This is a genomic window from Thalassolituus pacificus, assembly GCF_025318105.1.
Lineage (GTDB): Bacteria > Pseudomonadota > Gammaproteobacteria > Pseudomonadales > Oceanobacteraceae > Venatoribacter > Venatoribacter pacificus.
The window spans coordinates 151,849-172,718 of sequence record NZ_JAOANI010000014.1; the positions used below are offsets into that span (position 1 = coordinate 151,849).

Annotated in this window: 13 protein-coding genes; 11 read left to right on the forward strand and 2 right to left on the reverse strand. The window is 51.6% G+C overall.

The window, feature by feature from the left end; translation table 11 throughout:
- Positions 1-13 precede the first annotated feature (13 nt).
- The 8 genes from NYR02_RS05445 (at position 14) to NYR02_RS19645 (ending at position 10,081) form a co-directional block, all read left to right on the forward strand.
- Complete coding sequence (locus NYR02_RS05445; RefSeq protein ID WP_228346313.1) at positions 14-358, forward strand: tyrosine-type recombinase/integrase; 345 nt, start codon at positions 14-16, stop codon at positions 356-358.
- A 107-nt stretch (positions 359-465) separates the two neighbouring features.
- Entirely contained in the window at positions 466-846 is a 381-nt protein-coding gene (locus tag NYR02_RS05450; RefSeq protein ID WP_260975372.1) for a hypothetical protein, read from the forward strand.
- A 106-nt stretch (positions 847-952) separates the two neighbouring features.
- The gene (locus NYR02_RS05455; RefSeq protein WP_260975373.1) at positions 953-2,227 is read left to right on the forward strand and encodes a TolC family protein; all 1,275 of its coding nucleotides are present in this window, start codon (positions 953-955) and stop codon (positions 2,225-2,227) included.
- Positions 2,224-3,255 carry an efflux RND transporter periplasmic adaptor subunit gene (locus tag NYR02_RS05460; RefSeq protein WP_260975374.1) on the forward strand — a complete coding sequence of 344 codons (1,032 nt, stop codon included), beginning with the start codon at positions 2,224-2,226 and terminating at the stop codon, positions 3,253-3,255. Before NYR02_RS05455 ends, NYR02_RS05460 begins: the two co-directional genes overlap by 4 nt.
- A gap of 10 nt (positions 3,256-3,265) precedes the next feature.
- Positions 3,266-6,385 (forward strand): efflux RND transporter permease subunit, encoded by a 3,120-nt coding sequence (locus NYR02_RS05465; RefSeq protein ID WP_260975375.1) that lies wholly within the window; start codon positions 3,266-3,268, stop codon positions 6,383-6,385.
- A 232-nt stretch (positions 6,386-6,617) separates the two neighbouring features.
- Positions 6,618-8,666 (forward strand): heavy metal translocating P-type ATPase, encoded by a 2,049-nt coding sequence (locus tag NYR02_RS05470; RefSeq protein ID WP_260975376.1) that lies wholly within the window; start codon positions 6,618-6,620, stop codon positions 8,664-8,666.
- Between the two features lie 135 nt (positions 8,667-8,801).
- Complete coding sequence (locus NYR02_RS19640) at positions 8,802-9,485, forward strand: DUF4158 domain-containing protein (RefSeq protein ID WP_230331914.1); 684 nt, start codon at positions 8,802-8,804, stop codon at positions 9,483-9,485.
- The gene (locus NYR02_RS19645) at positions 9,482-10,081 is read left to right on the forward strand and encodes a hypothetical protein (RefSeq protein WP_260975377.1); all 600 of its coding nucleotides are present in this window, start codon (positions 9,482-9,484) and stop codon (positions 10,079-10,081) included. Before NYR02_RS19640 ends, NYR02_RS19645 begins: the two co-directional genes overlap by 4 nt.
- A 50-nt stretch (positions 10,082-10,131) precedes the next feature.
- Here the strand turns inward: NYR02_RS19645 and NYR02_RS05485 are convergent, their stop codons facing one another.
- Positions 10,132-14,826 (reverse strand): hypothetical protein, encoded by a 4,695-nt coding sequence (locus tag NYR02_RS05485; protein WP_260975378.1) that lies wholly within the window; start codon positions 14,824-14,826, stop codon positions 10,132-10,134.
- A 1,201-nt stretch (positions 14,827-16,027) separates the two neighbouring features.
- Between NYR02_RS05485 and NYR02_RS05490 the strand changes: the two genes are divergently transcribed.
- Both NYR02_RS05490 and NYR02_RS05495 read left to right on the forward strand, forming a co-directional pair.
- Positions 16,028-18,619, forward strand: a complete 2,592-nt coding sequence (locus NYR02_RS05490; protein ID WP_260975379.1) for a penicillin acylase family protein — start codon at positions 16,028-16,030, stop codon at positions 18,617-18,619.
- A 74-nt stretch (positions 18,620-18,693) separates the two neighbouring features.
- Positions 18,694-19,407: an SDR family oxidoreductase gene (locus NYR02_RS05495; protein WP_260975380.1), complete on the forward strand. Its 714-nt coding sequence runs from the start codon at positions 18,694-18,696 to the stop codon at positions 19,405-19,407.
- Here NYR02_RS05495 and folK read toward each other — a convergent pair.
- Complete coding sequence (folK, locus tag NYR02_RS05500; RefSeq protein ID WP_260975381.1) at positions 19,389-19,784, reverse strand: 2-amino-4-hydroxy-6-hydroxymethyldihydropteridine diphosphokinase; 396 nt, start codon at positions 19,782-19,784, stop codon at positions 19,389-19,391. The two genes, NYR02_RS05495 and folK, sit on opposite strands and share 19 nt — an antisense overlap.
- Positions 19,785-19,984: 200 nt before the next feature.
- Between folK and NYR02_RS05505 the strand changes: the two genes are divergently transcribed.
- Entirely contained in the window at positions 19,985-20,833 is an 849-nt protein-coding gene (locus NYR02_RS05505; RefSeq protein ID WP_260975382.1) for a DNA ligase, read from the forward strand.
- Positions 20,834-20,870: the final 37 nt, after the last annotated feature.

A 20,870-nucleotide genomic window follows, 5' to 3' on the forward strand; every position in this document is an offset into this window, starting at 1 on the left:
CATTAAGGATTGGGTGGACATTGCCGGTATCAACAACGGTCCACTTTTCAGGCCGGTCAACCGATGGAGTCAGGTCCAAACAAAGCCGCTGAACCCAGGAGCAATTAACGATTTGCTTAAAAATCTGGGCAAAGCTTGTCAATTCGACTTTCTTCCAGACCTCAGTAGTCATAGCTTTCGGCGTGGACTGTCCACATCGGCGGCAAGGGAGCGGATAGATTTTGAGTTAATCAAAAAGCAAGGCGGATGGAAAAGTGACGCAACAGTGTGGGAATACATCGAGGAGGGCCAGCAGTTTTCCGATAATGCCGCGCTCACGCTGATGGAAAAAATGACTCAATTTATCGTCATTCCGTGAGATTGCATAGCCACCGACCCAGTTCAGGGTATCTCTGGACTGGGTCGGTGGCTATGACAAACAGATTGCTATATACTCAATGAGCTTCACTATCAGGTGCCCCACAGGTGAGAATTCGTTCCGGTTATAAAACATTTGTGCTTCTGACGCTGCTGCTTTGGCTGATGACCAGCTGGACCGGCGTGCATGCACACTTTTGTTTTGATGGACAGGAACCACCAATTTCCCCTCGTCTCGATGTGATAGGCGGGCACGAAGTCCACACAGCGGATGAATCGCATCAGGATATCGATGTGGAAGTATCCCAATCGGTTCTGGCAAAACTCCTTAAGTTTGACCCGTCATTGCCAATACTTTTGGCTGTGATTTTTATACTGCTTGCGGTAACGCACACCCCCTTATTCTTTTTTTACACAGACGCTCCTCATCCCCATCGTCGCGCGGGGATTCTTCCGCCGCTGCGCGCACCTCCTGCAACTCCATTCTGATTGTCGTTAACGGCCCTTTGTAAAAAGGGTAGTTTTTGCAGTTCCCCATTCGCGTTCAGGACTCCTGCACCGATATCTGGAACTGCCAATTAGGCTGGAGTTTTCTATGCAACTTTTCCATCGAGCGATGGCCATTTCGGCTATTGCTTTATCTTGTAGTTCTTTTGCTCTAACCGCTGTTGCGGAATCCACACTGACGTTGGGTGAGGCTGTTCGCGCCACCTTACAACACAACCCTCAACTAGCGGGTTACACCTTCAAGCTAAATGCTTTGGCCGGGGAAAAACAAACCGCTGCACTCAGGCCCGGGCTGCGGGTCAATACTGATCTTGAGAATGTGGCAGGCTCAGGTGAATTGAGCGGAACCAAAGCCAGCGAGCTAACCATTTCCCTTTCTTCCGCCATCGAATTGGGCGGGCAACGTGATGCCAGGGTCAATCTGGTCACCGCTCGCCAGCAACAGTTGGCGTCCTCGCAGCGCGTGCTTACGTTAGATGTGGTGACTGCCGTTACACAGCAGTTCATCCGTTTGCTGGTTGCGCAGGAAGAACTGACGCTTCAGGAGGAATTCCATCAGTTACTTCAACAGACCCTGACGTCACTTACCCGGCAGGTGCAAGCGGGTGGCACTGCCGAAAGTGAGCTTTTGCGCGGCAACGCCGCACTAACCCGCGCCACACTGGCCTTGCGACAAGCTAGCCAGCGAGTTAGTACGGAACGGATCAGGCTGAGTGCGTTTTGGGCCGATACCTCTCCGGACTTTACCGCCGCAAAAGCGGATCTATATGGCGTCCCGTCAACAACAACCTTGCCTGCCTTGTTGGAAAAACTATCCAACAATCCAGATCTGGCATTTCTCTCCGCTGAGATCAATGTCCGTTCGGCAGAAGTGCGCCGGGCACAAAGCGAACGTCGCCCGGCGCTGGAATGGAGTGCGGGAGTTCGCCGCCTTCAGGAAAGCGGTGACTCCGCTGTAGTGTTTGGACTGAGCATGCCCCTGGGGAGCAGCGGCAGAGCTCGTGGGGCAATCGCTACGGCTACCGCCAACCAACAACAAGCGGAATGGGACAAAGATGCAACACGAATCCAGCTGGAAGCACAACTGATCGCCGCGTACGAAACCCATCAATTAGCAGTTGATGAAGTGAATGTGCTGCGTGATCAGGTCCTCCCATCCCTCAAGAAAGTCATGCGCAGTACTGCTGATGCATTTGACCGGGGACGCTACAGCTATCTGGAATTAAACCTTGCGCAAAACCAATTGCTGAATGCCCAGCAAGCGCTGGTGGAAGCGGCTGCCCGCATGCAGGAAACCCGAATAGAGCTGGAGCGAATGATTGGCTCCACCTTGAACGAACAGAATATTGAGGCCACCCCATGAAAACATCGAACAAACATTTAGCAAAACCCTTCTCCAAAAATCTGCTGAAATCCCCCCCGGCGTTGGCTTTCATCCTGGCACTTTTATTGGTGTTTTTCGTTGCCGATATTTATAAGGCTAATGCAGCAACGGATAGCGATGATCACCAACATCAAGAGGATGAACACACAGAAGAGTCCGGTTCACATGGCCATGGGAACGATGAGAAGCACGAGGATGAAGAGGGAACCAGTCAAATCGAAGACGCCATGGCACAAACTGTGGGTATTGTGACGGAACGCTCCGGTGAACAAACACTTCATCAAACCATTCTTACCTATGGGCGATTAACCACAGCTCCCGAACAAACCAGCCATGTGCGTGCACGATTTTCCGGTGTTGTAACGTCGGTACGTGGAACTATTGGCGAGACGGTGGCAGCCGGTGATCTTCTGGCTGAAGTTGAAGCCAACGAGAGTTTGAGGAAATACAGTATCCGCGCACCCATTGCCGGGATGATTGTGCAACGGCACGCTAATTCGGGCGAGGTGACAGGAGATCAAATACTGTTTTCAATTTCGAGCTTCGACAACTTGTGGGCCGAGTTGCGTATTTTCCCCTCTCAACGTTCCTCTGTTGCTATCGGGCAAGAAGTTTTTCTGAGCATAGGCGAGCAAAAAGTTAAAACAAAAATTGAGCACCTCCTCCCGGCAGGTGACGAGCAGCCGTATCTCATTGCGCGCGCAAAACTAAGCAACGACCTATCCATGCTCTCTCCAGGTTCAATGGCAGAAGGACGTATTGTTATCGATGAATTTAACGTAGACGTAGCGGTAAAAATAGATGCTCTGCAAATCCTGGGAGGGCGCACCGGGGTTTTTGTCAAACACGGTAATAAATACGAATTTATCCCCTTGATCGTGGGCCGAAAAGATGACAGCTATGCCGAGGTCATATCTGGCCTGAAACCAGATACAGAGTACGTAACCCAAAACAGCTATCTCATTAAAGCTGACATCGAAAAATCTGAAGCCGAGCACGAACACTAAGGGGTGTAGCATGATTGATTCACTACTACGCTTAGCCATCGAGCGGCGTTATCTGTTTTTAAGTTTTGTTTTATTAATCGTCGGCATCGGGTTTTGGAGTTACCAAAAACTCCCTATTGATGCCGTGCCCGATATCACCAATGTCCAGGTGCAAATTAATACCGCTGCACCAGGTTACTCGCCGTTAGAAGCCGAACAGCGGATTACCTACCCGATAGAAACCGCGTTGGCAGGGTTACCCAACCTGTCCTATACGCGGTCGTTATCCCGCTATGGTTTATCACAGGTTACCGTGGTGTTTGATGAAGGTACCGATATCTACTTTGCCCGGAACCTCATCAACACCAAACTGGGATCGATGAAAAGTGTGTTGCCCACCGGTATGGAACCCGAAATGGGACCCATCTCGACAGGTTTGGGTGAAATCTTTATGTATACCGTTCAAGCGGCTCCCGATGCGCGAACACAAGACGGTAAGCCTTACGATTCTACCGCCTTGCGTGAAATTCAAGACTGGATAATCAAACCCCAGTTGGCGCAGGTAAAGGGTGTGGTAGAGGTAAACAGTATTGGTGGCTATAACAAGCAATACCACATTACGCCAGATGTACAGAAACTCCTGCACTTCGGGGTGTCGATGGAAGATTTGGTTGAAGCGCTTGAATCCAATAATGATAACCGTGGTGCAGGTTACATCGAGCGCAATGGGCAACAATTACTGGTGCGCTCGCCCGGCCAATTGGGAACCTTGGATGACATCGCCAACGTCATTGTTGCGCAGCAGGATTCTGTTCCTGTCAAAATTAGTGATGTAGCAGAAATCGCTATCGGGAGAGAGCTTCGAACCGGTGCAGCAACCCAGGATGGTGTTGAAACCGTGCTGGGTACGGCCATGATGCTCATCGGAGAAAACTCACGCACGGTGGCGCGAGACGTAGCAGCACGGCTGATTGACATTCAAGCCTCACTCCCGGATGGCATTATTGCGACACCCGTTTATGATCGTACGGCTTTAGTTGATAAAGCCATTGCAACGGTCAGTAAAAACCTTCTGGAAGGCGCCTTATTGGTGATTGTGGTGCTTTTCCTGTTACTTGGAAATTTGCGTGCGGCACTGATCACGGCGGCAGTGATCCCACTGGCCATGCTGGCGACGATAACTGGCATGGTAAAAACCGGGGTGTCAGCAAACTTAATGAGCCTTGGGGCACTGGATTTCGGGATCATCGTAGACGGCACCGTGATCATTGTGGAAAACGCTATACGACGTTTATCCCATGCCCAACGCGAAGGGGCTCTAAGTCTGCGCGAACGCTTAGACGTGGTTTTCGAGGCGACCTCTGAAGTGATTCGACCCAGTCTGTTTGGTGTCGCGATCATCACCGTTGTTTATATCCCGATTTTTTCCCTCACCGGTGTGGAAGGCAAAATGTTTCACCCTATGGCCGCAACGGTCGTGATGGCACTTGTCGCCGCAATGGTTCTATCCCTCACAGTTGTGCCAGCTGCGGTCGCGGTTTTTTTAAGCGGGAAAATCAGTGAACAAGAAGGTGTTGCTATTCGCAGTGCGAAGCAAATGTATAAGCCTTTATTGTTGCTGGCATTTAAATTCCGTTGGTTTGTGATTGGCGGTGCTACCGGTCTTGTCATCATTTGCACGTGGCTTGCCACAACGCTGGGATCCGAATTTATTCCGCAACTTAACGAAGGCGATATCGCGTTACAAGCCATGCGAATCCCCGGTACCGGCCTCGAACAAGCGGTCGAAATGCAGGAAATTCTCGAACAGCGTATCAAGTCGTTTCCCGAGGTAGATAAGGTCTTTGCACGCATAGGTACTGCCGAAGTTGCGACCGACCCAATGCCCCCGAATGTTGCCGATAACTACGTCATCTTGAAGCCTCGATCCGAATGGCCCAATCCCGATAAGACCAAAGAGCAGTTGGTGGAGGAAATGGAAAAATCGCTTGAGGAATTACCCGGTAATAATTATGAGTTCACCCAACCCATCCAAATGCGGTTCAACGAACTCATTTCAGGTGTCAGAGCCGACCTGGGTATCAAGGTGTTTGGCGATGACCTTGATCAACTGGTGTTGACCGCTAATGACATACTCGAAGCCTTGAATCAGGTAGAAGGTGTGGCCGATGCACGCGTTGAACAGGTGACAGGGTTGCCGACACTTTCAATTATTCCTAAGCGAAGCGCGTTGGGCCGCTATGGATTGAATGTGTCAACACTTCAAAACTGGGTCGCCGCTGCCGTTGGCGGTGAAAGTGCGGGCATATTGTATGAGGGTGATCGGCGCTTTGAACTCATCGTGCGATTACCTGAGGCTGTGCGGCGCGATGTCGAGAAGCTCAAGTTTTTACCGGTGCCACTGCCTAACGGCGATTACGTTCCGCTCTCTGAAGTGGCCACCATCGACATTTCTCCCGCGCCTGCACAAATTAGCCGGGAAAATGGCAAGCGCCGGGTGGTTGTGACCGCAAATGTAAGGGGACGCGATCTGGGCGGCTTTGTGCAAGATGTTAAAGCGCAAATTGCCGACAAGGTGGATATGCCCGCAGGGTATTGGCTGGATTACGGCGGAACATTTGAGCAACTCGAATCGGCCAGTAAGCGCCTGTCTCTTGTGGTGCCACTGACGCTGCTGCTGATCATCGGCATTCTTGTTATGGCGTTTGGCTCGCTAAAAGACGCGTTAATTATTTTTAGTGGCGTGCCTTTGGCGCTCACGGGTGGAGTGCTGGCGCTAGCCATTCGAGATATGCCCATGTCCATATCGGCAGGTATTGGTTTTATTGCGCTTTCCGGTGTTGCCGTACTCAACGGCCTCGTCATGCTCGCTTTTATTCGTGATCTCTGGCACGAAAAAGGGGATTTGATGTTGGCTGTGACCGAAGGCGCACTTCTTCGCTTACGACCGGTTCTGATGACCGCATTGGTAGCAAGTCTTGGTTTTGTACCAATGGCACTGAACACGGGAACCGGTGCAGAAGTCCAACGTCCATTGGCAACCGTTGTTATCGGCGGGATTATTTCCTCGACTCTGCTGACGTTGTTTGTGTTACCCGTTTTATATCACTGGCTTCATAGCAAATTTGGGGCGACCAGGCCAAAGAATTAATTTTCTTCGAAGGCTCAACGTTTGGCGCTGATTGTACGATTAGATGAAAACCGATGACCGGGGCACAGATTGCCCGGTCATCAACCGGTTTTTTCACAGGAGCATTGACGATGACTAGCTTTAAAACATTAATTATTTTGCTATCGGGATATTACTAAATGCCTGCCGATCATCATCAGTGATTTGAAATGACGCCTCAATTTTTATCGCTTTTTCAAGCAAAGGAAACGTTATGGAACATACACACCAATATGACGAACAGGGCAAACAAATGTGTTGCACAGAAGAAGCAAAAATCAATAACACAGCAGATGCGCTAATAAAAAATAGCCCCATGAAAAGCTGTAGTTGTTCCGGTGACGATCAAGATCAGCATGCCAATGATGATAGTCATGACCACGATCATGCCAGTGAGGATGGTAACAATATCAGGCTATTTCTACCTGCCGCACTGAGTTTCGTTGCACTGCTGATTGCAATAGCACTGGATAATTATTTTCCACAAACCTGGTTTACGGGCTGGGTACGTATTGGCTGGTATGTTGCCGCCTATTTACCTGTCGGCCTGCCCGTGTTGAAAGAGGCCGTTGAGAGCATCGTCAAAGGTGAAGTGTTTTCTGAATTTTTATTGATGGGTATTGCCACCATCGGCGCTTTTGCTATTGGTGAATATCCGGAAGGTGTTGCCGTGATGTTGTTTTATTCTGTCGGTGAAGTATTCCAGACCCTCGCCGTGAAAAGAGCAAAAACCAATATTAAAACCCTGCTTGATCAACGCCCCGACGAAGTAACCGTGTTACGCAATAATCAAACGATGACTCTCAAAGCAGAGACCGTCAGCATTGGCGATATTATCCAACTCAAAGCAGGTGAGAAATTAGGATTGGATGGTGAACTCTTATCTGAAACCGCCTCGTTTAATACCGCTGCGCTGACCGGCGAGAGCAAACCTGACACAAAAACCAAAGGTGATAGTGTTTTGGCGGGCATGATTAATCTCAATGCAGTGTCTCAAGTCAGAGTAACCACTGCCTACACCGACAGCAAACTGTCCCGAATTTTAGAGTTAGTACAAAACGCTGCTGCACAAAAAGCCCCTACCGAATTATTTATCCGAAAATTCGCCAAAATATACACACCTATTGTAGTTGCGTTGGCCGTTGCGATTTGTGTGGTGCCATACGTATTTGTGGAGACTTATGTATTCAGTGAGTGGTTGTACCGTGCCTTGATTTTCCTGGTGATCTCCTGTCCGTGTGCACTGGTCATTAGCATTCCACTGGGCTATTTCGGCGGCATAGGCGCAGCCAGTCGAAACGGTATTTTATTCAAAGGCAGTAACTTTTTGGACACCATTTCTACCATTCAAAACGTGGTGATGGATAAAACCGGTACCATGACGGAAGGTGTTTTTATAGTACAAGAGGTCAACCTGAAGCCCGAGTTCAATCGCGATGAAATCCTGAAAATGGTTAATGCGCTGGAAAGCCAGAGTACGCATCCGGTAGCGACCGCTATTCATCAATATGTAGGCGATATCGATAGCAGCATTACATTGAACAATGTTGAAGAAATATCGGGTCATGGATTGAAAGCCGACGTGAATGGCAAAGTGTTACTGGTCGGTAATTTCAGGCTGCTCGATAAATTCGCCGTCGCCTACGATATTGATCCGGCCTCGATTGTGTATACCGTCATTGCGATTGCCTACGACCATAAATTCGCGGGTTACATCACCATTGCTGACAGCATAAAAGAGGATGCGCAATTAACGATAGACACGCTGAAACAACTCGGTGTCAACATTACCATGCTTAGCGGTGACAAAAATTCCGTGGTGCAATTTGTCGCACAGAAATTAGGTATCGCGAATGCCTTTGGTGATCTGCTGCCAGAAGATAAAGTTAACAAGGTAAAAGAAATCAAAGCGCGCAATGAAACCGTTGCATTCGTAGGTGATGGTGTTAATGACGCACCGGTCGTTGCCCTGAGCGATGTCGGTATAGCGATGGGCGGCCTTGGCAGCGATGCAACAATCGAAACAGCCGATGTTGTTATTCAAGATGATAAACCCAGCAAAATTCCCACTGCCATCGCCATCGGTAAACAAACCAAACGCATTGTTTGGCAAAACATTTCCCTCGCGTTCGGTGTAAAAGCCATCGTATTAATACTGGGTGCTGGAGGCTTAGCCACAATGTGGGAAGCGGTTTTTGCCGATGTCGGCGTGGCATTGCTGGCTATTTTTAACGCGGTGCGAATTCAGCGAATGAAGTTTTGATTAGGTGTGGGTATGGCGGCGCTCCATCAAAAGATCATTGTAGAACACTTTATTTCGTCAGACACCGGTGGTCGTTGATTCAATCGTAGGTTCCGTTTCCATAATTAGATAACCATTAGGAAGAGAAATGAGCTGATGGCAGCTATTTATCAAACAGCCTACCCACGCATAAAATCAGACATCACCCCAAACGAATTGGGGGATGTTTACACGCCCACGGCCGAAGATCTGGAATTTGCTCTTCGTCATTGTAAGCGCACCAGCGCCTCATTCCTGGGTTTGCTGATTCAACTAAAAACGACGCAGCGATTGGGTCGTTTTGTTCCGCTGGGTGAAATACCAAAGGTTATCATCGCACACATCAAAAACCAGTGTCGTTCCCGGGTGACACTCAACGATCTACAAACCTATTACACCTCAGGATCGAAAGATCGCCATGTAAAATTGGTTCGACGTCATCTCAACATAAAAGCCTACGATACGATCAAAACATCCGAGCTGGCACAGGTTTGGGCGCAGGATGCGGCGACGACCAAAGAAGCTCTGCCGGACATCATCAATGTTACTTTGGAGTATTTGGTCAAGGAGCGTTATGAACTCCCGGCATACAGCGTGCTTGAGCGAATATGCCAGGCAGCCAGGGCGGAGGTAAATACCCGATACTACGATCAATTATGTGGATTTTTAACGGACGAAAGTCGGCAGCGTATCAACGATATTCTTCGCGTCAGTACAGGGCTGAGTGGTTTTGGCTGGAGCACTCTGAAGAGTGAACCCAAACGATTAACTCCTCGCAACATCCATACCTGGAATGGTTGACGTCCCTGCAAACGCTTCTGCCCACGGATTTGGGGTTGCCCCCAGTCAAACACCAGCAGTTCATTGATGAGGCCAAAGCCCTGGACTACGCTGAGCTCGTGAAGCTCAAACTCAATAAGCGGCTTGCGCTCGTCATCGTCCTGATCCGGCACCAATACGCGCGAACGCTGGATAACGCAGCCGACATATTTATGAAGCTGTTGTTAAAGATGGATCGTTCGGCGCAGAAACTGTTGGAGAAATACCTGAGTGACCATCAAAAGCAAACCGATCATTTGATTTCGGTGTTGTCGGGAACGGTCAGGGTGTATCTGGATAAACCCGAATCGGTGACAGCCTTTGATCCGGTGCTCGGCAAGAACAGCGATCAGTTGCTGCACATGTGTGAACAATATATGGCGTTTGCGGGCAACAACTACTTGCCGTTCATGGTGCAACTTTACAAAAAGCAGCGATCTACCTTGTTTCGCACGATTGAAATACTCAATCTCGCATCGGCTACGGAGGACAAGGATTTACTGAACGCCTTCCAGTTTATTTTGAAACATAAACAAGGGTTCTACCCCGTTTTCATGGACGGTTTGATAAAGCACTAAATCTCTGATCTTATGCTGCCAGTCTACGTCTCATTCAGATATGAAATGTCTTATTTCCTATATTCGATGCAAGCCCCTACACTCAAAAACGCCACCGCCAGCTCATTGCTGTTGCGCAGGCAGTCCTGATCATTCCTGTGGATCATCAGTACCCCATATTGGCTGCGGATGCCGATGCATTCTCCGTCTTCAATAATCTCGAACGGATCCGGTATTAATCGGGTGTTGGCGGATGAAGCCTTATCGATGGGTTTTACCGTAAAGCCTTGCTCGGTCAGTTGCCGGGTTATTTTTTCATTGTCGTTGGCGGCCGCCACGCTGTAGTGCTGAGGATTAACCTCAAACATCCTGAGTGCGGCTTTCACCAGCGGATAATGCTCTTGCGAGGCCATCAGCAGTTGCCGTTGGCGGCCGACCAGAGATGGCAGCGAATCCAGATTGGGCGCGCACGCTATCTCTGACAAAACGTCAGCCGTCACAGCGGCCGCTTTATCCAGCATTCGAGTCCAGGCATCGTGGTTGATGTAATGCAGCAACGCATGCGGGTGGTCCTCACCGGTAATGCGTGTATCTTCCCCGCGTTTGTTAAACCACATTTTGCGGTTGGCATTAAAAAATACGGCCTCCGTTGCGGTGACCATCTCTGGATTTAATCCCAACGCCGCACCAGCTTGTGTGAACGAGCGGCCGACCGATACCAGTCGCAGCATTTTTAACATGTTCAGCAACGTGGGCGGCTCAAAGCTCAAGCTTTGCGGCGTGTTCTGAACCGGTGGCTGGTATCTTTCATATACATCAGTCTGCAAGGCGCCGGGAATAATTCGTGTCCGAAGCGATGCTGCTGGTACCAGCCGATCAGCCCAATCCAACAACAGATGGTTGTAGCTCACCATACCGGTTGTGACGTGCTGATGCCCCATCAGGCGCGCTAGCGCCATGGAGGAGCGGCGGGATAAATCATGCTGATTTCCCAACACGCATCGTTGTATTCCTTCCACATCCAACCCGTCCATCAGTTTATCCGCTGCCGGCGTGCTCAGTCCCAACAGCACACTCGCCATGCGGTTATGAAACGCATGCCGGGCATGATGCAGTACCAGCGTGGGGTTGCCGGTTGCCTCTCTGATCACCCGGATCAGGGCGGGAGACATCAGTTCCATCAGCGGGCTGGGCTGAATGTTGCCATTCACCACATCACACAGAATGGGTTGATTACGGTCCTGGCCGGCGATGGCGTCATAGCGCGCCATCACCCGATCGAATATTTCAGTTTCTGGCCGAGTGAGGTCAAACAACAGCGGTATTGCCCGGCGGCTGCCGTCATTTTTTAACCGGCGATAACGATTGTTGCGCACCAGAATCCAGTGTTGTGTTTCGTTCTGGCACCAGTCTTTGCGCAATAAAAAACATGCCTCATTTTTACGCAGCCCAAAACGGTAGCAGGCCATCAGCACAAAACTCAGCAGCAACCACTGATCATCATTTGGGTATTGCTGTTTAATCAGCGTCAGACTGTGCAGATAATCGGCCTCGGTTATTAACCCTGGCCGAACCCGTCGCTGTTCATCGCCCAGTGATAATTCAGCCCAATCGGGATCGGTTACCCCAGCCTTACGGGCGACCCGATGAAAACTGTACAGTCGGTCTCCCAGATAACCGATCTGATTATCCCGGATGCGTTTGAACTCCAGCATGCTGCGGTACAGATCAGTGATCTCGTCCTCATCCAATGACAGCAGATCGACATCAAATGCCAACTCCAGAAACGGCATATTTAGAGTGCCGAAATACGTGGAAACGCTGGACTGTGCCAGGGGCTGGAATCGCTTACCGCGTCCTTTTCCTCGCCGAATGACAATGCATAGCCAATGGCCCAAAAGCAGCATGGCAGAACTGACCTTGCCCTCGAACGATTTTATGATCCCCTGAATTTCATCGGCTATGCGGCGCGCGTCAGATGTCGTATAGCGACTGATGCAGTCCTGAAGTGCTCGTTTGAATTGTTTAGCGTGCTCTTTCAGCGCGTCGTTATCGGTTGTCGCATAGCGCCCGCTTAGAACGAATAATTCCGGATCCGTGGTATCGGTATCCTCCACACCATTAGCCTCAGCACGGATAGCGACTGGCTTTTTGCCTTCCAGTCGGATCTGATCCTGCATGGGTAACGCGCAGCTTAAAATTCGCCCGCTCAAAACTGCGGCTACCATGCCCGGCAGAGTGATCAGATTGACCTGATTAACGACGGTTGCCACAGCGTTGACGACGGTTGTTATCTCGGTGTCAGCCGGCAATTCCAGCACGGATTTTAATTCGAGAACGGCAGGATGCTGAGCGCCCGCCAGCGGATCGGGCTGACTTTTGCCAGCCTGGCCCCACGCCAATAGGCTGGCCACCTGGTAACTGACTTCATGACGTTGCACGGGCGCGTACAGGTTGTTCTGTTCCAGCTCTTCAGAATATTCCAGAAAATTGCGCCGCTTATGCTGAACGATGCGGAAATTCAAACCCTGCATCACATCGTTCAACAGACGCCCATAGCCGATGCGTTTCTGGATCGCCAGCAATAATCCCCCCAATACGGCAGCATCGCTTCGGCCTGTTTTTGTGCTGATGTTGGTGATGCCCTGCGCCCATTCCTGCAGTCGCGGCAATAATCCGAGGCTTTTTATGACAAAGGGCTTCAGGGGATTAGGTTCCCGCAATACCGGTACCGGATAGCGCTTTAATACGAACTGATGATCACCGCCATCTTGCGCCAGCCGCTTACGCAGCACATTTAACCGCACCGCCGCAAAATGGTGGCCGATCTGCTGTTTGCCCGACAGCATTTGTCCGATCAGTCGCTGGATCTCATCGGCGCCCAACTCTGACAGTGGCCTTTGTTTGGCCACTGCATCGATTTCAGCGCGCGCTGTTTTAATTGCTTTGTTCAGTGCGATACGGCGTTGTCGCTTACGCTGTTCTGCACCAAATAGCCGACGCGTCCAGAGCTCAGGAGTATCACCGGATATAGCGTCTGACACCGCTGAATAATCGGGTATCGCCGTGGTTGGCAGTTCGGTTAAAAACGGCAGCGCATTGAATGCCTGCTCAATGGCATCGCGGTACTGTTCAGCATCATCTATCCAGCAGCGGGGTGAACGGTCACCCCAGGTGTGTGCATGCCGCTCCGAATGTCCCATCCAGCCGTCAATTACCTCTGGATGCACATCTAAGCGCTGCAGTTGTTGTGCATAGCGATGACGAAACAGATTTTTGGGCAATGGCCAGTCAAACAGATCAGCCCCAGGTACTTCGCTTGCATTCATACTATTCCAGCACAGCTCCTCGCTGAGCGTAAAAAACAGCGGCAGTTCCGCCGCCTCGCCGGACAGCATTCCCCGGATGGCGCTGGCCAGACGTGGACGAACGTTCGTCAGTGCGGCGGCCAGCTGATCCAGATGGGTCAGATACTGTTTAACTAATGCAGAGATACCAGTGGGCAGCGGTACTATCCGGCCATCGTGGCTGGCGTCATCGGATTTATCGTTAATAAATACAAGACCCCGCACCGGATCCAGCCAGCCGGGTTGTTCGAACGGATCGCTCAGATAACGGCTGCCGGTCGCAGCATACAGCGCAGTGACCACATAGATCGCGATGCGGTTGTGTGCCTGTGCCAGTGAGTCGGCAGGCTCGCGCAACACCTGGTTGGCTTGCTCAATGGCACTCACCAATGGCGGCTCCTGAGCCGAAAGCAGACTGCCGAGTACATGAGTATCCGTTGGTGCGTCGCGTAATGAGTCGGTTGGCGTTAAATCGGTACCGCGTTCAATGGCTTTAATGTCCCAGGCGGAATAACCACAGGCCCCCGGCAAACCCGAACGAGGGTGAGCACTCAATAACCGGGCCAGATAATGATCGCCGCTGCGCTCAAACACGCTCAGAGCGTTATAGCCCATCAGTTTGCCGCTGGTCAGACGCTGTAAGGGGGCTGGCAGTTGTTGGTTCAACCACACCTCCACTGTCAGATCAGGGGCCTGTGCCAGCCAGACATCCTGCAACGAATGATGCGATGCAGACTCCTGCAGCCCGGCCCGTTGCAGTGCAGCGGTTACCGGCGCTGGCAGTTCAAAATCCAGTACCTCCACAAAGGGCGCCACCAGATCCCGCTGCTCCTCAGTCGGCCTCCAGGCGTTCTGGCGGCGTGTTACCCGTTTATGCAACTTTCGACTACTAAGACTGATGGTCCATTCTTCGTCAGGTTTATCCTGAATGCTGAACCCCAGCGTCAGCGCTAATGAGCGCCCGGAGTGACACGCCAGCCAGCAGATGGCGGCCCCCAGTGCATCGACCGTCTGCGTTGAGCTCAGTGTTGTGTTGATCCATTGCTGCAGCTCGTCGCGTTCAGTTGGCAGAGGTGTTTCCCATTCCCATGGCAGGAAATTAGCCGCAGCTGCCGTCTGCAAAAATACACTGTTCGCCGACAACGTTTTGCGGGCATGGCTCGCGCGAGGTTCGACCGGAACCAGCAATAACGGATCGGACTCGTCGTCGTGGGCATCCGTATCGGCTGATGACGGTTCTGCCAGTGGAATCTCTACCGGAGAGTCGTCATTACTGGGAGTCATCACCCATTGCAGGATGGGTTGCTGGCGTAACCTGGCCAGAATGCTGGGAGGCGTTGTAGAGATTGAACCGGGTGTTGCTTCTGGAGGATGCAGTTCGCCGGTAGCCACCGCCAACACCCGATGGAGAAAGTCCATCTCAAATTTACCAGAATGATTGGTTGCTGTGCGGCGCTGGAATTCAGCGGCTGCCTTCAGAGCAAAACTGAATCCATGAAAGGAGCTCTCGAATCGCGTCGCCTCAATCCTTGTACGCGCTAGCAGTGAGTCAATAACAGCCCATTTATCGCCGTCCTCACTGCCGAGAACGTATGATTTAATCAATGCAACGAGTTTCTGATCACCATGGTACCCATGATCCACCAGGCGAATGGCGTCCTGAACGGTCAGCCACAGCCTGAATTGACGGCGAAGACTCGTGATGTCTGGATCTGTGGAGTGATGCAACGGATTGATCAGCAATAGCAGCGTGTGTTGGGTTGGATGTTTGAATTCATCACGATTGCGCTTCGTTGAACCCATATGGCCTACCGCAGGAAATCGCTTTTGGATTGCAGTGTCCATGCTGGCTGCATCAGCGAATCGGACCAGCGCGCCCACCACCGGTTCGTCGAGCCAGTGATTCAGAATCGAACGTGACCCCGGATGAGTGAACTCTGCTGCCAGAGTGGTCATGTTACAGGAGGCACTTTTCGTACTGTTCAGTCCCAACAGCTGATGGACGAGCAGAGCCTCTGTCAGCAGATTGTGGCGATCGGCCCATTCGAAATAGGGGATCAGATGCTCCCCGGCATGCCCAGCGTAGGGGCGGGTTGATGGTCTGTCTGAGCTGCTGCTGGCGAGAGATTCTGTGCCCAATTCCGTACCCCTAGGGTCCTGGATGGCGGCCTGAATCGCGAGTTCCGTGTGCCACCAAAATCGATAAATGACGTTCTGGGATGTAGTTGTACCTGAAAACGGCAGGGCTTGAAAGTAGCTTAAAGCGGCGGTTTTGATGGTTTAGTGTAATTTAAGAATGGTTGTGATGATCTCTTGTCGTAATTCTCATAACCAATCCTGCTCCCGCAACCAACCGCTTCTGTTGGTTGTAACGTCAGAAAGTAGTGAAGCAATTGTCGCGGGATGGAGCAGTCTGGTAGCTCGTCGGGCTCATAACCATCCTGCTCCCGCAACCAAAATTGATGAGAAAGCCCAAATGTTCGCATTTGGGCTTTTTTATTGCCCGCCGTTCAGCCCCCGTTTGGCACAAAAGTCCCTGTTCGCTCTCTGGCCCGCCCGTCATAATCTGCTGCGTTCTCATCTTTTCTTATGAACCGCTGCGGCGGCATCAGGTATTACCGTGAATAATAAAAAATATAAAAAACGCCCGGGTCTGCGTCAGGCCTTGTTTATGCTGCTTCTGGCAACCACCACCTTATTAACCTTAACCGGCTGTGGTCAGGTGTTTGACTGGATCAGCGAGCGCAATCTCGATCCTTCTGTTGGCGTGGTTCAGGTTCGCGGTCTGCAGGAAGACGTCAGTATCCGCCGCGATGACTACGGCGTGCCTTTTATTGAGGCGCAAAGTCTGCAGGACCTGACCTTCGGCATTGGTTATGCCATGGCAGAAGATCGTCTGGCGCAGATGGTGTCGATGAATCTGCTGGCGCGCGGCCGTCTCGCTGAGATGACCGGGGATATCGCGCTGGATATGGATATCTACATGCGCACTTTGGGTATTCCGCAGATTATCGAAGAGCGCTATGCCGCATTAAGCCCGCAGCTGAAACAGCACCTCACAGGCTTTGCCGCCGGGGTGAACGCTTACATTAACAGCCACCGTGATCGTCTGCCGCTGGAGCTGATGATTAACGATTATCAGCCGGAAGCCTGGCAGCCCGCCAATACGCTGGGATTGTTTGTCATGCTCAATCTGGGCGTGGGTTTTAACCTGCATGAAGAGCTTGGTTTTCTGCAGCTGGCAGAAAAACTGGGTGTCGAAAAAGCCGCGTATCTGGCGCCGATTTATCCGGATGAACCCATTGATCTGGCAGAAGCCAACAAGCTCGCTGGTGTGGATTTATCCGGCGCTGAAAGCCCGGTGGCTGCTGTTAAAGAGCAACTGGAATATCTGGCCGCGGTTGAGCAGAAGCTGAAGCGGATTAACGGTCAGGGTATTGCCGCCTCCAATAACTGGGGCGTGCATAAAGATAAAACCGCCGCCGGTGCGACCCTGGTCGCCAACGATACCCACCTGTTGTTATCGCATCCGTCGACCTGGATGCTGATGGGGGTAAAAAGCCCGGAATACAGCGGTGTGGGCATTACCTTGCCGGGCATTCCGGCACTGGTTGCCGGCTACAACGGCCATATTGGCTGGGGTGAAACCATGGTGATGGCGGATACCCAGGACGTGTTTCTGGAGAAATTGCGCGAGCGCGATGGCAAAACCGAATATCTGTATCAGGAACAGTGGTATCCGGTCAGCAGCCGCAGTGAAACCATTCAGGTTAAAGGTGCAAAACCGGTCACTATTGAAGTGCAGTCCACACGCCATGGACCATTGCTGAATGCGGCGATTAAGGGCAAACCCAAACACGAAATGATCGCCATTCCGGCCAGCTCGGAATTCGGTCTGGCATTAAGCTGGACGGCGCAATTTCCGGATAACACCATCGATTCCTTTTTTAATCTGGGTAAAGCCAAAACCATGGATGAGGCCGAGCAGGCATTAAATGGCGTCGGCTTTATTCATCTGAACGTGATTTATGGTGACAAAGACAATGTGGCCTGGCAGGTGACGGGGAATTATCCCAAACGCAAAGCCGGAAGCGGTCATTTTCCAAGCCCTGGCTGGAGCGGCGAGTACGACTGGCAGGGGTACTGGGGCGGTGCCGATACACCGCGTTCACGTAATCCGCAAAGTGGTTATTCAGGTACGGGTAATAACCGCACGGTGGCAGCTGATTACAGCCCGCGTCTGACCAGCTCCTGGTATTACCCGGAACGTTCTGAGCGCATTATGCAAATGCTGACGCAGCACGGCGGTGGCCACGACTATGCCAGCATGGAAGCCATGCAGGCCGACCGGCGCGATATTCTGGTTGCCAAGGTGCAGCAGCTCTGGGGTACTGAACCGTGGCAGAACATGATCCGTGACGGCGTCAATGCGCTGCCCGAACAGCAGCAGGAGGCTGCCAATAAGGCGCTGCAGATTATTCATGAATTTGATGGTGAAATGGCGGAAGGCTCGCGCAGCGCGGCGGTGTGGGGTGGTTTCGAACACAATCTGATCCGTGCGATTTTCATGGACGAACTGGGGCCAGAAGACGGCCACCTGTGGCAGGCCTTTCTGGCGATGAATGGCCGTGCTTATTCTGGTTATCAGGATCATTTACTTGGGCGCACACAAGGCAGCAATTGGGTACCATTCTGGGATGATATAAATACCGCTGATACCGAATTACCGGGGCAGATTATTGCCCGCGCACTGGCGGCGACCTGGCCTTATCTGCAACAGCAATTGGGTAGTGATGACAGCCAGTGGCGCTGGGGAGATCTGGCGTTTTATCACTGGCAAACTGAAACCACGCATATGCTGCCGTTTCTCTCCGGTCTGAAAGCCGCGGCGGTGGAAAGTCTGGCGGAATATACCGACCGCGGACCGTATCCGGCTGGTGGTAACCGTAATACGCTGAATGTGGCAGGCTACGATTTAGGCTCGGATTATGCCGTCTGGAATATTCCGGCGATGCGTATGATCGTCGATTTCAGTCAGCCGGAACCGCTGAATCTGATTGTCGCCGGTGGGCAGTCCGGTAATCCGGCATCGCCGCATTACGACGACGGTATTCAGCTGTGGCTGTCACGAAAAAATCGTAATTTACCCTTGAACGATGCGGAAAAGGTTAAAGCGCACTTTGTTAACGAACGGGTATTGCACGCGCAGTAATTTCCGCTGCCCGTGACAGCTGCAATAAAGCCGGTTAACGTACCGGCTTTGTTGTTTTTGTGCGTGGAAAAATCATGAGCAAACGTATTCTGATTACCGGGGCCGGCCGGCGTTTGGGTAAAGTTCTGGCCGAACATTATCTGGCACAGGGCTGGCAGGTTGTTGCGCACTACAACAGCGCGAATGAATTAGTCGCTCATCCTGCGCTGACCTGTCTGCAGGCGAATCTGGCCGACAGTGAAGATATCCGTCAGCTGGCCCTTAAATTACCGGCACTGGGAAATTTTGCTGCGGTTATTCATAACGCGTCCTGCTTTGTACCCGATGCTGCGGCAAGCGATCTGATTGCCCATCATGAAATGCACCAGCGCGTGCATGTTCTGGCACCGGCGATGATTACCGAAGCGCTGAGCAGCGTATGGAATCCGGCTGCGTCGATGGTGTGTATCAGTGATATTTACGCCGATATTCCCAACCAGCGTTTTTCCGCTTATTGCGCAGCCAAAGCCGGGTTGCAGAATTTTGCCCTGAGCATGGCGCAGCGTCTGGCCGGCAGAGTGCGGGTCAATGTGATTCAGCCCGGGCCGATTCAGTTTTTACCGGAGCATGATGAGGCGTACCGCAAAAAAGTGCTGTCGCAATCGCTGATCGGTGAAGAGCTGGGGTATGGAGCAATTGTCCGGGCCTGTGATTATTTACTGCAGGCTGAGGCGGTGACCGGTTCGGTGATGCGTGTCGATGGCGGGCGCTTTGTTGCCAACCGCTACGATCAGACGTTTACTTCCTGAAGCCATAATTGCTGCAATTCGCGGTAATAACTTTCTTCCAGTGTGGCATGGCGGCAGTCGGCTTCGGTCGCTGCCGTGCATAAAATATCAATATCAATGGTACGGTCTTTGACTTTGCGTGACGGATTTTTCGGCTCGCGCCCAAGGGACACTTCAATCTGTTGCAGGCGTTGTTTCAATGGGCCGGGTAATAATTCTGATGACAGAATCAGCAATTGATTTTTAAATTCAAAATGAAAGGTATCGCCGACCGGAGCGCTTCTCAGCACGGCTGATTCCGCACAAATAACACCGAGAGACGCTAATGCTTCGCGTGCTTTCAACAGATGCTGTTCCGGGTCGATATTGCTGCCAAGGCCGAGTAAATAAAATCGCATAATACTGACGCACATTAAGGAGTCTCAAGGATTAGCGTTCAGCGTTATTCTGTCAAGCGTGCAGATGCGGACAGGCGAAAGCAGGGGCATCTCGTCTTAAAGTCTGAAAATAACGCCGAATGCTGGTATTTGACGGTGGCAGTTGGTTGATTGATTTTGCATGCAGTAAAGACTGATGGTGAGTTCAGGGAGGACAGGCCATGGATAATGTAATAACACTGATGATTATTTTACTGGTTGGGCTCTGGCCACAACTGGTGATGGCTTCGGACATCGTGCCGCCACCGCTGATGCTGGCCAAGGTGTACAGCAAAGGCATCGATGTTGCGCAATATTATGTCAGCGAAAAACTGGATGGCGTCCGCGCCTACTGGAATGGCCATCAGCTTTTAACCCGCAGTGGCCGACCGATTAATGCACCGGCCTGGTTTCTTTCTTCCTTACCGAAAAATCCTCTCGATGGTGAATTATGGGCGGGCCGTGGTCAGTTCTCTTTTGTCAGCGGACTGGTCAGGCGTCACCACCCCAATGATGCCGACTGGATGAAAGTAAAATACATGGTGTTCGATCTGCCGCAAATGGCAGTACCTTTTACCGAGCGTTTGTGGGTATTACGCACGCTGGTGGCACAACAGGCGAATCCACAACTCAAAGTACTCGATCAAAGCAAAGTCAGCAGTGAGCAGGAGCTGGAAAAAAAACTGCAGATGATTACCGCAGCCGGCGGTGAAGGCTTAATGCTGCGCCGCAGCCAGTCGTTGTATCAGGTCGCACGCAGCGACGATTTATTAAAAATGAAGCTGAGTCAGGACGATGAAGCTGAAGTGGTGGGCTATGTTGCCGGTGAAGGCAAATATCGTGGCGCACTGGGGGCGTTGGTGGTGCGTACCGCCGATGGCCGCGAATTCCGTCTGGGAACCGGTTTCAGTGATGACGAACGTTTCTCTCCGCCGCCGCTCGGTGCGCAGGTAACGTTTTCTTACAACGGTCTGACCGAGCATGGTTTACCTCGTTTTGCCCGTTTTGTCAGAGTAAGACCGCAGGAATAAGTCCGCCGTCGCCGGCCCGTGCGAGCATCTGCTGAGC

Coding starts and splice junctions, on each gene's coding strand:
- NYR02_RS05485 (WP_260975378.1), bottom strand. CDS start 14,826: ATGGACTTTCTCCATCGGGTGTTGGCGGTGGCTACCGGCGAACTGCAT.
- NYR02_RS05455 (WP_260975373.1), top strand. CDS start 953: ATGCAACTTTTCCATCGAGCGATGGCCATTTCGGCTATTGCTTTATCT.
- NYR02_RS19640 (WP_230331914.1), top strand. CDS start 8,802: ATGGCAGCTATTTATCAAACAGCCTACCCACGCATAAAATCAGACATC.
- NYR02_RS05505 (WP_260975382.1), top strand. CDS start 19,985: ATGGATAATGTAATAACACTGATGATTATTTTACTGGTTGGGCTCTGG.
- folK (WP_260975381.1), bottom strand. CDS start 19,784: ATGCGATTTTATTTACTCGGCCTTGGCAGCAATATCGACCCGGAACAG.
- NYR02_RS05465 (WP_260975375.1), top strand. CDS start 3,266: ATGATTGATTCACTACTACGCTTAGCCATCGAGCGGCGTTATCTGTTT.
- NYR02_RS05460 (WP_260975374.1), top strand. CDS start 2,224: ATGAAAACATCGAACAAACATTTAGCAAAACCCTTCTCCAAAAATCTG.
- NYR02_RS05470 (WP_260975376.1), top strand. CDS start 6,618: ATGGAACATACACACCAATATGACGAACAGGGCAAACAAATGTGTTGC.
- NYR02_RS05495 (WP_260975380.1), top strand. CDS start 18,694: ATGAGCAAACGTATTCTGATTACCGGGGCCGGCCGGCGTTTGGGTAAA.